We start from the raw sequence: 14034 nt of genomic DNA on the forward strand, positions 1-14034 counted from the left end.
TCCGGCGGCGCACAGGGGTGCGCTCACCCCTTCCGCCGGGCTCCCTGTCAGTCATACCTCCGTCCACGGGAGACCGCACTCCCGCACGGGTCGGCATGGCCGCGGAGCCGCCCCGCGTCCGGCGTCCCGAACAGCCGCTCCCCTCTCTTGACTTCCCTCGATCAGCGCCCTTACCGTCTGACAGCTTTTCGAACAATGTTCGCCATTTCGAACATTTCGAACCACCGCATGAGTGCCCAATGGAGGACACCTCTATGCGTCATCCCCTCAGACCCAAGCGCCGCGCGCTGGCCTTCCTGTGCGCCTCGGTGGTGTCCGCCGGCCTGCTGTCGGCCGGCCCGGGAGCGGGCCCGGCCCTGGCGGCCGACGACCCCGACGCGGTCGCGCTGGACAAGAACGCGATCCTCGCCGCCAACCAGCTCGACGAGCGGCAGTGGTACAAGGACAACATCCCGTTCCTGGACACCCCCGACGACGACATCGACGAGGTCTACTACTACCGGTGGAGCACCTTCAAGCGGGCGCTGCGCTACACCGTGCCGGGCACCGGGTACGTGTCGACCGAGTACGACGTGCCGATCGGCTACGCCGGGAACCCGTACACCGCGCTGCCGGACGCGACCGGCTACCACCTGCTGGACGGGCGCTGGCTGCACAACCGCGACTACGCGGGCGACTACCTGGACTTCTGGCTGCGCGGGGCGGGCAACTCGGGTGCGCGCAACTTCAGTGAGTGGATCACCAGCGCCGCGTACCAGCGCTATCTCGTGACCGGTGACGCGGCGCAGATCAAGTCCGCGCTCCCCCACCTGATCGCCCTCTACAAGCGGTGGGACTCCAACTTCGACGCCGACGTCACGGTGAACGGCACGCAGTCCTCCAGCGACCTGTTCCACCAGACCCCGCTGTCCGACGCCACGGAGTACACCGAGACGTCGATGCACAGCAGCAACTGGTTCAGCGGCGGCCGCGGGTACCGGCCCACGATCAACGCGTACATGTTCGCCGCGGCCCAGGCCATCAGCAAGATCGCCACGTTGAACGGCGACACGGCCACCGCGAGCGAGTACGACGGCAAGGCGGCGCAGCTGAAGGCCGCCGTGCAGAACTCGCTGTGGGACCCGCAGCGGAACTTCTTCATGCAGGTCTACAACACGGACGGCACCAACGGCACGCTGAAGCAGACCCGGACCACCTGGCGCGAGGCGATGGGCTACGCCCCCTGGGCGTTCAACCTCCCCGACGCGCAGTACTCGTCGGCGTGGAAGTACCTGACGGACGCCAAGCGGTTCAAGGCGCCGTTCGGGCCGACGACGCTGGAGCGGGTGCACGACTTCGAGGCCGAGCAGGCCACCGTCGTCCACGCGAACACCCACGACTCCTCGACGGCGTCCAACGGCAAGTACGTCGGGCAGATCGACTTCGACGACAGCGCGGTCACCTTCACCGTGGACGCGCCCGGCAACGGCACGTACCCGGTGACGGTCCACTACGCCAACGCCACCTCCGCCACCTCGACCCACAAGGTCGTGGTGAACGGCGACACCGCGAGCCCGGTGACCGTCAGCTACGCGCCCGGCGGCAGCTGGGGCCAGTTCTCGGAGTCGAAGTCCGTCACCGTGCAGGTCCCCATGAAGGCCGGGGCCAACACGCTGAAGTTCACCAAGGGCACCGGCTTCGCCGAGCTGGACCGGATCACCGCGAACCCGTACTTCAACTACGAGGCGATACCCGCCGAGCAGAAGCGCGACGACGCCAACTGCTGCCACTGGAACGGCCCGAGCTGGCCCTTCCAGACCAGCCAGATCCTGACCGGCCTCGCCAACCTGCTGCAGGACTACCCCTCGCAGAGCTTCGTCACCAAGGCCGACTACCAGACGATGCTGGCCCAGTTCGCCGACCTCCAGCACAAGGACGGCGAGCCCTACGTCGCCGAGGCCGCCAACGGCGACACCGGCGAGTGGATCTACGACGGGTTCAACTTCAGCGAGCACTACAACCACTCCAGCTTCAACGACCTGGTGCTGAGCGGTCTGCTGGGCATCAAGCCGCAGGCGAACAACACGCTGGTGCTGAAGCCGCTGATCCCGTCCGGCTGGGACTGGTTCGCGGTGGAGAGCCTGCCGTACCACGGGCACACCCTCTCGATCCGCTGGGACCGGGACGGCACGCACTACGGCAAGGGCAGCGGCCTGCAGATCTTCCAGGACGGGCAGCGCATCCACCAGTCCGCGACGATCGGGACCAGCACGACCGTGAACGTGGCCGCCCCGGTCACCCCGGCGCAGCCCACACGGCTGATGAACGTGGCCGCCAACCCGCTCACCGCCGAGCAGGACTGGCTGGGCCGCACCGTCACCCAGCCCTACCCCAAGGCCTTCGCCTCCTACACCAACACGGTCTCCAACGGCCCGCACTGCCACAGCGGGCAGACCTGCAAGCCCACCACCTTCGACGCACCGCTGCGGGCGACGGACGGCTGGATCCGGTACGACAAGATCCCCGACAACCGCTGGACCAACTCCGGCTCACCCAACGCCACCGACCACCTGGGCGTCGACTTCGGGGCTCCTCGCAAGATCAACGAGGTGAAGTTCTACACGTACGACGACGGCGCGAACATCCGTGTCCCGGCGAGCTACACCGTGCAGTACCTCAAGGACGGCGCCTGGGTGAACGTCCCGAGCCAGACGAAGAGCCCTGCCGCGCCCGTCGCCGACAACCCCAACGAGGTGACCTTCCCGACGATCACGACGTCCCAGTTCCGCGTGATGTTCACCCCGCAGGCGGGCAAGTTCGTCGGCGTCACCGAGCTGGAGTCCTGGTACCCCGAGACACCCCGGGTCAAGATCACCAACAAGAACAGCAACCTGGAACTCGGCATCGCCGGCTCCTCCATCGCCGCCGGTGGCGCCGTCCAGCAGCAGACCGTCGGGAGCGGCGCCAACCACTGGTGGAAGATCGTCCCGGCCGAGAACGGCTACTACAAGATCTTCAACACCAACAGCGGACAGGTCCTCGGCATCAAGGACGCATCCAAGACCGCGGGCGCCACCGCGCTCCAGTGGGGTGACACCCTGACCGCCGACCATCTGTGGTCGATCGTCGACGCGGGCGGCGGCTACGCCAAGATCGTCAACAAGAACAGCGGCATGGTCCTCGGCATCCAGAACATGTCCACGTCGTCCGGGGCCCAGGCCCTGCAGTGGGACGACACGGGTACCGCCGACCACCTCTGGAAGATCACCGCGGAGGACGGCTCCACACCGTTCACCTCGTGAACCACCGTCCGCTGCGGCCCTCGACGGCCGCAGCGGACCTCCCGCCCGGGCGGCGCCGGGCGCCGCCTAGGCGTCGTCGGGCCGGTCGCCGTCGGACTTCGCGGTCGCTTCCTTCTCCGGGGCCTCCTTCTCGGAGGCCTCCTTCTCGGGCGCTTCGCAGGTGATCTCGTCGCGCGGGGTGTAGTGGGTGCGGAACGGCTCGCGCCGCACCACCTTGCCGTCGTCGTGGAAGACCCGTTCGACGGTGACGTCGAAGCCTTCGAGCGGCGTCTGCGGCACGCACTTCTCGTCGGTGCTCACCTTCTTCTCCGGCGGCTTCACATCGGTCCGGGGCCCCTTGACCGACGTGATCTCGTCGTACTTCCGGGTGCCGAGGAAGGTGACGGTCACCGAGGTGTCGGTGGCCTCGGCCTGGATGTAGAGGGCCTTGCCGGAGTCGTTGGTGAACCGGAGATCGAGGCTGCCCCAGGCGACCGTCGCCTCACGGCCCTCCGGGTAACGCTCGATGTAGAAGGAGTGGGCCCCGTACTCGACCGGCTTGACCCCGGCGAAGAACATCGCGTTGAAGACGGTCGTGGCCACGGCGGAGACACCACCGCCGGCCGCCTTGGTGAACTGGTCGTCGAGGATCATGACGCCCTCGACGAAGCCGTTGGCCTCGGTGCGCCGGCCCACGGTGCGGTTGAAGCTCCAGGTCTCGTCGGGCATGACGAGGGAGCCGTTGATGAGCTGGGCGGCCCGGCCGATGTTCTTCGTGCGGTACGCGGCCGGTTCGAAGTTGACGGTGAAGGACGACATCTTCTCCGTCAGCCCCAGCCGCGCCGCGTTCTCCCGGGTCACCTCGGGCTCGGTCCGTCGTACGGCCACCTCGCCGGTACGGGCCGCGCCCGTCTCCGTGAGCAGCGGCAGGACGGCCTTGCTCAGCGCCTTGTCGGTGACCTGCACGCCGGTCCTGGCGTCGTCGGCCACCACGACCCGGTCGCCGTCCAGCCGCAGTGCGGCGTTCTCGGCCGTGGCGGTGACCTCGGCCAGGGCGCCGGCCACCGCGGGGGCGGAGCGCAGACCCTTGCCGTCCAGCTTCGGGATCAGTCCGCCGGAGTCGTCCGGCCGCATCGTCAGGTGCTCGCCCACGACCGCCGGGCTGATCGTGAAGCGGCTGCCGCCCGCGGTGAGGGTGACGGGCGCCGACATGGCGGGCCGCGCGAACTCGCGCACCGCCCGCCGCACCTCCGCCGCCTCCACCTCCGGCTCGGTCACGCGTGCGGGCAGTGCCGTGACCGTGTCCGCCGTGCCGCGCAGGAAGGAGGCCCGCAGGGTGCCGACCGCGGCGTCCACGTCCAGTGCGTGGCCCCGGTGGGGAGCGACCTGCTCGACCTGCCCGTCCTCGAAGGTCACGGCCCCGTCGCGGACCCGCTGGTCGAGGCTCTGCGCCAGCTTCCCGAGAGCGGCGCGCGCCTTCCCCTCCTCCAGGCGTACGACCGGCTCGATGTCACCCCCCGAGCGGAAGAAGCCGCCGATCACGCTGAACGGATCGGAGGCGGTGCGTGCCGCCCGGTCGACGGTCCGCTCGACGTCGAAGGCGAGTCCGGCCCGCCGCGGGTCGAGGGTCCCGCCGCGGTCGCCGACCCGCACGGCCAGCTCCCGCGAGCCGGCCGCCGCCAGGTGGTCGTCCAGCTCGCGGACGGCTTCCGTGCGGCTGAGGCCCCCGATGTCCACCCCGCGCACCGTCGTACCCGCCTCGATCTCCCCGCCCGTGACGAGCAGGCCGGCCAGATACAGACCGCCGACACCGACGGTCAGCGCACCGCCCGCCAGGGCGAGGGGCGGCACGGAGGCTATTCGAGGGCGCATGGGTCTCCCGGACCGGGCATCGGCAGGCGGTGCGCTCGACGAGACACCACCGCGAAAGGGGCAAGAACCTCAAGCTACCCATAACGTGCGACCGGATCATATGTCCCAGATCACTTGCGCTCCGCTCACCTGCCGACCGGGGCAGCCAGGCGGAGACGGGGCGATGCCCCATCACGGCCTGATAAACCGACTCGCACCGATTGTCACTGCTTCGAGGTAAGCATCTCGTCCGCCCGGCGGCTGGGGCCGGTCCGGGGGCTAGGTTTTTGCAGGTGGACGGATTCCCGTGATCCTTCTCCCTCGTTGCCCACCCCTCCCTGTCTCCCGGTCGGCGCACCCGTGTGCGCCGGACGACCCGTCGCGCTAGGAGAAAGCCCCCCGATGTCCGTCGACAGCGTCCCGGAAGCTCGGACCACACCCTCCGCACCGCAGCAGTCCCTGAGTACCGCCGCCGCCCGCAACCTCGCCACCACCACCAAGTCCGCCCCGCAGATGCAGGAGATCACCTCCCGCTGGCTGCTGAGGATGCTGCCCTGGGTCGAGGCCGGAGGCGGGGCCTACCGGGTCAACCGACGGCTGCGCCACACGCTCGGCGACGGGCGCGTCGAGTTCGTCCAGGAGGGCGCCACGGTCCGGGTGATCCCCCGGGAGCTCGGTGAACTGGCCCTTCTGCGCGGCTTCGAGGACACGGACGTCCTCACCGCCCTCGCCGACCGCTGCGTACAGCGCGACTTCTCGGCGGGCGAGGTCCTCGTCGAGCGCGGCAGCCCCGCCGACCGGATCCATCTGATCGCCCACGGTCGGGTCAGCCGGACCTCCGAAGGCAAGTACGGCGGCGAGGTCGCCGTCGCGGTGCTCGCGGACGGCGACCACTTCGGCGGGAACGCGTTGTCGGATTCCGACGCCCGCCACGACTGCACGGTCACCGCCGAGACCCCCGGCACCCTCCTCACCCTCTCCCGTGCCGACTTCGCCGCCGTCCACGCCTCCGCGCCCCACCTGCGAGCCCATGTCGACATGTTCAGGTCCCGCACGCGGCAGCGGCAGAACAAGCACGGCGAGGCCGAGATCGCCCTTGCGGCCGGTCACGTCGGCGAGCCCGACCTGCCGGGCACCTTCGTCGACTACGAGCTGCGGCCGCGCGAGTACGAACTCTCCGTCGCGCAGACCGTGTTGAGAATCCACACCCGCGTCGCCGATCTCTACAACGGTCCGATGGACCAGAGCGAGGAGCAACTCCGACTCACCGTCGAGGCCCTGCGGGAGCGTCAGGAACACGAGCTGATCAACAACCGCGAGTTCGGGCTGCTGCACAACGCCGACTTCAAGCAGCGCCTCCAGCCCCGCTCCGGCCCGCCGACCCCGGACGACATGGACGATCTGCTCTGCCGCCGGCGCGGCACGAAACTGTTCCTCGCCCACCCCAGGACGATCGCCGCCATCGCACGCGGCTTCAACGCCTGCGGTCTCCACCCCGACCACGTCGACCTCGGCGGGCAGTCCGTCCCCGCCTGGCGCGGAGTGCCCATCCTGCCCTGCAACAAGATCCCGATCAGCAGGGAGCAGACCAGCTCCGTCATCGCGATGCGCACCGGCGAGAAGAACCAGGGCGTCATCGGCCTCCGGCAGACGGGACTGCCGGACGAGTACGAAGAGGGTCTCTCCGTGCGGTTCATGGGCATCGACGCACAGGCGATCACCTCCTACCTCGTCAGCACCTACTACTCCGCCGCCGTGCTCCTGCCCGACGCCCTCGGCGTGCTGGAGAACGTGCAGATCGCGCACAGGCCGCGCTGAGGCCCTGATCCGCGGGCACGCGGCAGGTCCCGCGCCCGACACACGCCCCGCGCACGCACGTACGCCTGCGCGCACGTACGCCGTCGTGCGCGTGCGCCCTCGTGCACGCCCGCACGACGGAGCACCCACCCCACCGCAGCAAGGAGCCGCCGATGCCCGACTCCGGGCCCCTCGGATCATCACCCCCTGAGCAGCGTCCGACACCGCCCACAGCCGTGCCGGACGCCCCCGCACCGGTGGGCGCGGACCTCTCGGTCCCGCCGATCCCCTCCGGCTTTCTGGCGTCACTGCATCCGCCGGTCACGCTCCCCGGTCGGCCCCAGGCCCCGTCCCCTCCACCGCCCCCGCCCTCGGCGCCCCCCACCGCCGTACCGGACGCGCCGGACACGACGGCGGCCGACTCCGCGCTCCGGGCGGTCCTTCGCGGACCGACCGGACCGGGCACGGCCTCGCTCGCCGTGGCCGACAGGTACAGCGCCCCGCCCTCCGATCCGGTGCCCCCGGCACCCGCTCCGGCCGCCGAGGGGCGAGCGGTCCCCGGCCTCTACCACCACCCCGTCCCGGAGCCCGATCCCGTACGCGTCGAGGAGGTGAGCCGCCGGATCAAGCGCTGGGCCGAGGACGAGGTCCAGCTCTATCCCGAGGAGTGGGAGGGGGAGTTCGACGGGTTCTCCGTCGGCCGTTACATGGTCGCCTGCCATCCCGACGCCCCGACGGTCGACCACCTGATGCTCGCCACGCGGCTGATGGTCGCGGAGAACGCGGTCGACGACTGCTACTGCGAGGACCACGGCGGGTCCCCCGTCGGTCTCGGCGGGCGCCTCCTCCTCGCGCACACCGCGCTCGACCACTGCCACACCACCGCGGAGTACGCGCCCCAGTGGCGGGAGTCCCTCGCCTCGGACCCTCCGCGGCGGGCGTACCACAGCGCGATGGACTACTTCGTCCGCGCGGCCACCCCCTCCCAGGCCGACCGCTACCGGCACGACATGGCCCGGCTGCACATGGGCTACCTCGCCGAGGCCGCCTGGGCGCAGACCGGTCACGTCCCGGAGGTGTGGGAGTACCTGGCGATGCGCCAGTTCAACAACTTCCGCCCCTGCCCCACGATCACCGACACCGTCGGCGGCTACGAACTGCCCGCGGACCTGCACGCCCGACCGGAGATGCAGAGGGTCATCGCTCTCGCCGGCAACGCGACGACCATCGTCAACGACCTCTACTCGTACACGAAGGAACTCGACAGTCCGGGCCACCACCTGAACCTGCCGGTGGTGATCGCGGAACGCGAGCGGCTCTCCGAGCGCGACGCCTATCTGAAGGCCGTCGAGGTCCACAACGAACTGCAGCACGCCTTCGAGGCCGCCGCGGCCGACCTCGCGCAGGCCTGCCCCCTGCCCACCGTGCTGCGTTTCCTCAGGGGCGTGGCCGCCTGGGTCGACGGCAACCACGACTGGCACCGCACCAATACCTACCGCTACAGCCTGCCCGATTTCTGGTGAAGAACGGATATCTCCATGACCACTGAAACGACCGCCACGAACTCCGCCACCCCCACCACCGCCACCGCGAAGATCCCGGCCCCGGCGACGCCGTACCAGGAGGACATCGCCCGCTACTGGAACAACGAGGCGCGCCCCGTCAACCTGCGCCTCGGCGACGTGGACGGCCTCTACCACCACCACTACGGCATCGGCTCCGTGGACCACGCCGCGCTCGGCGACCCGGCACACAGCGAGTACGAGAAGAAGCTCATCGCGGAGCTGCACCGGCTGGAGTCGGCGCAGGCGGAGTTCCTTCTGGACCACCTCGGTTCCGTCGGCCCCGACGACACCCTCGTCGACGCCGGCTGCGGGCGCGGCGGGTCCATGATCATGGCTCACCAGCGCTTCGGCGCCAAGGTCGAGGGCGTCACCCTGTCCGCCGCGCAGGCCGACTTCGGCAACCGGCGCGCGCGCGAACTGCGCGTCGAGGACCACGTCCGCTCCCGCGTGTGCAACATGCTCGACACGCCCTTCGACAAGGGCAGCATCGCGGCCTCGTGGAACAACGAGTCGACCATGTACGTCGACCTCCACGACCTGTTCGCCGAGCACTCCCGCTTCCTGAAGGTCGGCGGCCGGTACGTGACCGTCACCGGCTGCTGGAACCCCCGTTACGGCCAGCCGTCGAAGTGGGTCTCCCAGATCAACGCCCACTTCGAGTGCAACATCCACTCCCGCCGCGAGTACCTGCGTGCCATGGCCGACAACCGGCTGGTGCCGAACGCCGTCATCGACCTCACCCCGCAGACGCTGCCCTACTGGGAGCTGCGGGCCACGTCCTCGCTGGTCACCGGGATCGAGGAGGCGTTCATCGAGTCCTACCGGGACGGCTCCTTCCAGTACGTGCTGATCGCGGCCGACCGCGTATGACCCCGACCTCGCGGGGCCGGGCCCTCACCGGCGGCCCGGCCCCGCGAGGCGCGGCGACGAGCCGCCTCCACCGCTCCGCGTGCGATTGCCGCCGCCGGAGACCGGCGACCCCCAGGGTGTCGCCTCCGGTGAAGGCCCTGGAACCGGCCGAAGTCGCCGCGGGCTACATCCTCATTTGCCAGACGTATGCCGTCTCCGACACCCTCACGGTCGACTTCGACGGTTGAGAACGCGGGCCGGTCCCGTCCCCCGGCGCCCGTCCCGCCCGAGCTCGTCTTCTTTCCGCCGAATCACCCTGCTCCGACAGGGCCCGGCGGCCGATCCCGTGACGGGGAGGCGGCCACCGGGCCGTCCGGCGCGCCGATCACGTCCCCACGGATCGGCACGCGGCGGGGCCGTCTCCTCCGCTCATGGGACACGGCCCCTGTCCTTCCCCCGGCCGCACAGCTCTTGAGCGGTGGGGCGCGAGCGGATGGATCATGTCCGACACTACGGAGGGAGGCCCGGAAGCGGATCGGTCACCGTATCCGTCATGGGGCTGCGACACATGGCGGACTGGGGGACGGCAACTCCGGTGAGGTGGCGGACCGGTTCCTGATCAGCGTGGCGGTACTGACGCTCGTCGGTGAACTGGCCAAGGAGCAGCCGGTGCTGATCGTCGCCGACGACGCGCAGTGGCTCGATGAACCCTGCGCACGGTGCCTGGCCTTCGTCGCCCGCCGCCTCCGCAGCGTGGCTACGTCGGGCTCGCCGCCGCACCGACGCCCGGGCACAGCTGTCGGAAGCCGCCGAAACTCGCACCCACTGAACGCCCCCTGCTCACCCGCACCCGGGCGAGCCGGACAGGAACTCGCCGGGCAGCACGTACGCCGCACCGCGGCACCGCGACAGCCCTCATGCGAGTACGGTCATGATCATTCCGGCCGAGGCCCCCGCCTCGGATCCCCCCGCCAACGCATCAGGGCCCCTTGGCAGCCCGGGATCGCCAAGCTGATCCGGGCGCCAACGGGCCCTGTCCCTGGTGTCGTGGCGTCGAACCACCGCTACATGTTGATCATGTGGCCGGCGAGGCCGTGGACGGCTTCCTTCACGGCCTCACCCAGGGTGGGGTGGGCGTGGACGTTGCGGGCGACCTCGTGGACGGTGAGGTCCCACTGCTGGGCCAGGGTCAGTTCGGGGAGCAGTTCCGTCACGTCCGGGCCGATGAGGTGGCCGCCGAGGAGTTCGCCGTACTTGCCGTCGCTGATCAGCTTCACGAAGCCGGTGGCGTCGCCCAGGCCGTGGGCCTTGGCGTTCGCGGTGAAGGGGAACTTGGCGACCTGGACGTCGAAGCCCTTCTCCCGCGCCTGCGCCTCGGTGTAGCCGAAGCTGGCGATCTGCGGCTGGCAGAAGGTGGACCGCGGGATCATCACGTAGTCCAGTTCCATGGTCTCCGCGCCGGCGATCGTCTCGGCGGCGACCACGCCCATCGCCTCGGCGGCGTGCGCGAGCATCAGCTTCGCGGTGACGTCGCCGATGGCGTAGATGTGTGGCACGGAGGTGCGGCAGCGGCCGTCGACGTCGATCGCGCCGCGCTCGGTGACGCGCACGCCGGTGTTCTCCAGGCCGTATCCCGTGACGTTCGGCGCGAAGCCGATCGCCTGGAGGACCTTGTCGGCCTGAAGGACCTGCTGGGTCCCGTCCTTGCCGGTGACCGTGACCCGGACCTGCGGACCGGACTCGTCGATCGACTCGACGCGGGTCGAGGTGAGCACGTCGATGCCCAACCTCCGGTACTGCTTGGCCAGTTCCGCGGAGACCTCGGCGTCCTCCAGCGGGGCGACACGGTCGAGGAACTCGACGATCGTCACCTTGACGCCGTAGTTGTGCAGCACGTACGCGAACTCGACACCGATCGCGCCGGCGCCCGCGATGACGATCGACTGCGGCAGGTCCTCGGCGAGGATCTGCTCCTCGTACGTGACGACGCGCGAGGTACGGCGGGTGCCGGGCAGGAGCCTGGGGGTCGCGCCGGCGGCGATGACGCAGTGGTCGAAGCCGATGGTGCGGGTGTTGCCGTCGAAGTCGGCCACCTCGAGCGTGTGCGGGTCGACGAACGTGCCGCGACCGCTGATCTCCGTGATCTTGTTCTTCTTCATCAGGTAGTGGACGCCCTTGACCCGGCCGTCCGCGACCTTCCGGCTGCGGCGGAAGGCCTCCCCGTAGTCGAAGGAGACCTCACCGTCGACCTTGATGCCGAAGGTCTTCGCCTCGCGCGTGAAGATGTGCGCGAGCTCGGCGTTGCGCAGCAGGGCCTTGGTGGGGATACAGCCCACGTTCAGGCAGACGCCGCCCCAGTACTTCTCCTCGACGACCGCGACGCTCTTGCCCAGTTGGGCGGCCCGGATGGCGGCTACGTATCCGCCGGGGCCCGCGCCGAGTACGACTACGTCGAAGTGCTCACCCTGCTCGTCCATGGACGGCTTCCTTTCGGCTGGGGCGGCCGGCTCCCGCGAGAGACCAACTCGCTCCCGATTCGAACGAACTGTTCAGCGATGCGACGGCGACGGTAGTTCTCCGGGCCACCGCCCGCCGCCCGGAGACCGGTGAAGGACGAGGGAGGCATCCCTGTGGTTCACCCGCTCGGCACCGGTTCCCCGGACGTGGACTTCAGCACGCCGACGCCGTGATCTATGCCCGCTCCCCCATCCTCGACGGCGGACCGACGCCCCGGCGACTTCGTGTACTCCGACGGCCTCGGCGACACCGAGCCCGAGGGGTCGAGGCAGATGGCGGCGACCGGGCGGCCGTACGCACCGCATGCGAGGACGGTATCGACCTGACGCCCGCGCCGAGGTGCCGCCCGACCGCTCACGACGGGGCAGCCCCTCGATCCGCTCCGTCACGGCGGGCGGCCCACCGGCCGGCTCCGGCGGCCAGAGAGGGGACCCGGCTCGGCTCACCCGGCCGACCTCATCCGAAACGCCGGGCCGGGGATGCTCTCGATGTCCTCCGCCTGCACGGCGTGGCCCCGTTCGCAGCGGATCTGGGCGTCGACGTGCGCGCCACACCCACGGTGCCGCGCCAGCACGGCCGGGCCCTCCGGGTCGGCGCGGTAGCGGTCACCCCACTGCAGCAGCCCCATCACGGCCGGGACCAGATCCATGCCCTTGGGCGTGATCACGTACTTCGGCCGGCTCCGCGCGCCCGGCTCCTTGTAGGTCTCGGTGGCCAGGATCCCTTCCTCCACGAGCATCTTGAGTCGCGCCGCGAGAAGATTGCGAGGGCAGCCGAGGATACGTTCGAAGTCACTGAAACGGGACGATCCGTACCAGACCTCGCGCAGGATCAGGATCGTCCACTTCTCACCCACGATCTCAAGGGTCCGGGCGATCGAACAGTTCGACGTGTCCCGGTCGAGACGGAAGTCCATGCCGACACCTTGGAGATCTTCGATCCTCGCATCCATGGGGTGATTCTAACCTCAGCTGAGTTTACTTTTCCATACTCAGGCAGTAGCGTCGCTGTCGGTACATCAACCCGGCCGCACGCGAGGAACGGGCGCGCAGGTCCACGGGCACACTCACACAGAAAGGCGGCCGACATGAAGGCTTTCGTCGTCGAGAAGTACGGCAAGGACGGCGCGCGCGCCGCGGAGGTGCCCGAGCCGACCGTCGGCGAGCGCGACGTCCTGGTCAAGGTGAGCGCCACCAGCGTCAACCCGCTGGACAAGATGGTCCGCAACGGGGAGTTCAAGCAGCTCCTGAAGTACAAGCTTCCGTTCGTGCTCGGGCACGACGTCGCCGGCGTCGTCACCCGGGTCGGTTCCGCCGTGCGGGGCTTCGCCGTCGGTGACGAGGTCTACGCCCGCCCGCGTGACCTGCGGATCGGAGGCTTCGCGGAGTTCATCGCGATCGACATGGACGACGTCGCGCCCAAGCCGGCCTCCCTCACCCTCCGGGAGGCCGCCGCACTGCCGCTGGTGGCCCTGGCCGCCTGGCAGGTCCTCGTCGAGCGCGCCCATGTGAAGCCGGGCCAGAAGGTGCTCGTCCACGCCGGCGCCGGCGGCCTCGGCTCGACGGTCATCCAGCTCGCCAAGCACCTCGGCGCCACCGTGGCAACGACCACGAGCACCCAGACCGAGGAGCTGGTCAGGAGCCTGGGCGCCGACATCGTCGTCGACTACACCAAGGAGGACTTCTCGACGGTGCTGTCCGGCTACGACCTGGTGCTGGACTCCCTGGGCGGAGCGAACCTGGAGAAGTCCCTGACCGTGCTGAAGCCCGGCGGCCTGGCCATCAGCGTCGTCGGCCCGCCGGACGCCGACTTCGCCAAGCAGCTCGGCGCCCCCGGCTTCATGGGCCTGATCATGAACACACTCAGCCGCAAGATCCGCAAACGGGCCAGGACGCTCGGCGTGCGCTACGAGTTCCTCTTCATGGAGGCCAACGGCGCCCAGCTGCGCGAACTCGGCGCCCTCTACGACAGCGGCAAGCTCCGCCCGGTCATCGACAGCACCTTCCCGTTCGAGCAGACACTGGAGGCGATGGCACACGTCGAGCAGGGCCGCACCAAGGCCGGCAAGGTCGTGATCGCGATGGAGTCCGAGAACGGCTGAGACCGGTCCCCCACGGACCCTCCGTTCCGGCACGATCCCCGGAAGGGGGACGCCGCCACCGCCGGCGATGTGACAGCGGCCCACGCCCGTGGAG

At 69.8% G+C, this 14034-nt stretch carries 8 protein-coding genes; 5 read left to right on the forward strand and 3 right to left on the reverse strand.

Features of this window, described 5'->3' with window-relative positions:
* The first annotated feature begins 254 nt into the window (after positions 1-254).
* Positions 255-3281, forward strand: coding sequence for an MGH1-like glycoside hydrolase domain-containing protein (locus RM704_RS09330; RefSeq protein ID WP_033528495.1), 3027 nt, complete (start codon positions 255-257; stop codon positions 3279-3281).
* A gap of 66 nt (positions 3282-3347) precedes the next feature.
* On the opposite strand, the gene RM704_RS09335 is transcribed toward RM704_RS09330, so the two are convergent.
* On the reverse strand, positions 3348-5132 hold the full coding sequence (locus RM704_RS09335) for a VanW family protein (RefSeq protein WP_078937210.1): 1785 nt from the start codon (positions 5130-5132) through the stop codon (positions 3348-3350).
* Between the two features lie 381 nt (positions 5133-5513).
* Between RM704_RS09335 and RM704_RS09340 the strand changes: the two genes are divergently transcribed.
* The 3 genes from RM704_RS09340 (at position 5514) to RM704_RS09350 (ending at position 9343) form a co-directional block, all read left to right on the forward strand.
* Positions 5514-6929 carry a family 2B encapsulin nanocompartment shell protein gene (locus RM704_RS09340; protein ID WP_033528494.1) on the forward strand — a complete coding sequence of 472 codons (1416 nt, stop codon included), beginning with the start codon at positions 5514-5516 and terminating at the stop codon, positions 6927-6929.
* Between the two features lie 152 nt (positions 6930-7081).
* Positions 7082-8431: a 2-methylisoborneol synthase gene (gene tcp, locus RM704_RS09345; RefSeq protein WP_033528493.1), complete on the forward strand. Its 1350-nt coding sequence runs from the start codon at positions 7082-7084 to the stop codon at positions 8429-8431.
* Positions 8432-8446: 15 nt separating this feature from the next.
* Positions 8447-9343: a geranyl diphosphate 2-C-methyltransferase gene (locus tag RM704_RS09350; protein WP_033528492.1), complete on the forward strand. Its 897-nt coding sequence runs from the start codon at positions 8447-8449 to the stop codon at positions 9341-9343.
* Positions 9344-10386: 1043 nt separating this feature from the next.
* On the opposite strand, the gene lpdA is transcribed toward RM704_RS09350, so the two are convergent.
* On the reverse strand, positions 10387-11799 hold the full coding sequence (gene lpdA / locus RM704_RS09355; protein WP_033528491.1) for a dihydrolipoyl dehydrogenase: 1413 nt from the start codon (positions 11797-11799) through the stop codon (positions 10387-10389).
* A 482-nt stretch (positions 11800-12281) separates the two neighbouring features.
* A complete protein-coding gene (locus RM704_RS09360) occupies positions 12282-12755 on the reverse strand; it encodes a winged helix-turn-helix transcriptional regulator (protein ID WP_033528490.1) in 474 nt (157 codons plus the stop codon).
* Positions 12756-12926: 171 nt separating this feature from the next.
* Between RM704_RS09360 and RM704_RS09365 the strand changes: the two genes are divergently transcribed.
* On the forward strand, positions 12927-13940 hold the full coding sequence (locus RM704_RS09365; RefSeq protein ID WP_033528489.1) for an NADP-dependent oxidoreductase: 1014 nt from the start codon (positions 12927-12929) through the stop codon (positions 13938-13940).
* Positions 13941-14034: the final 94 nt, after the last annotated feature.

Origin of the sequence: Streptomyces gottesmaniae (genome assembly GCF_031845845.1) — a bacterium.
Lineage (GTDB): Bacteria > Actinomycetota > Actinomycetes > Streptomycetales > Streptomycetaceae > Streptomyces > Streptomyces akebiae.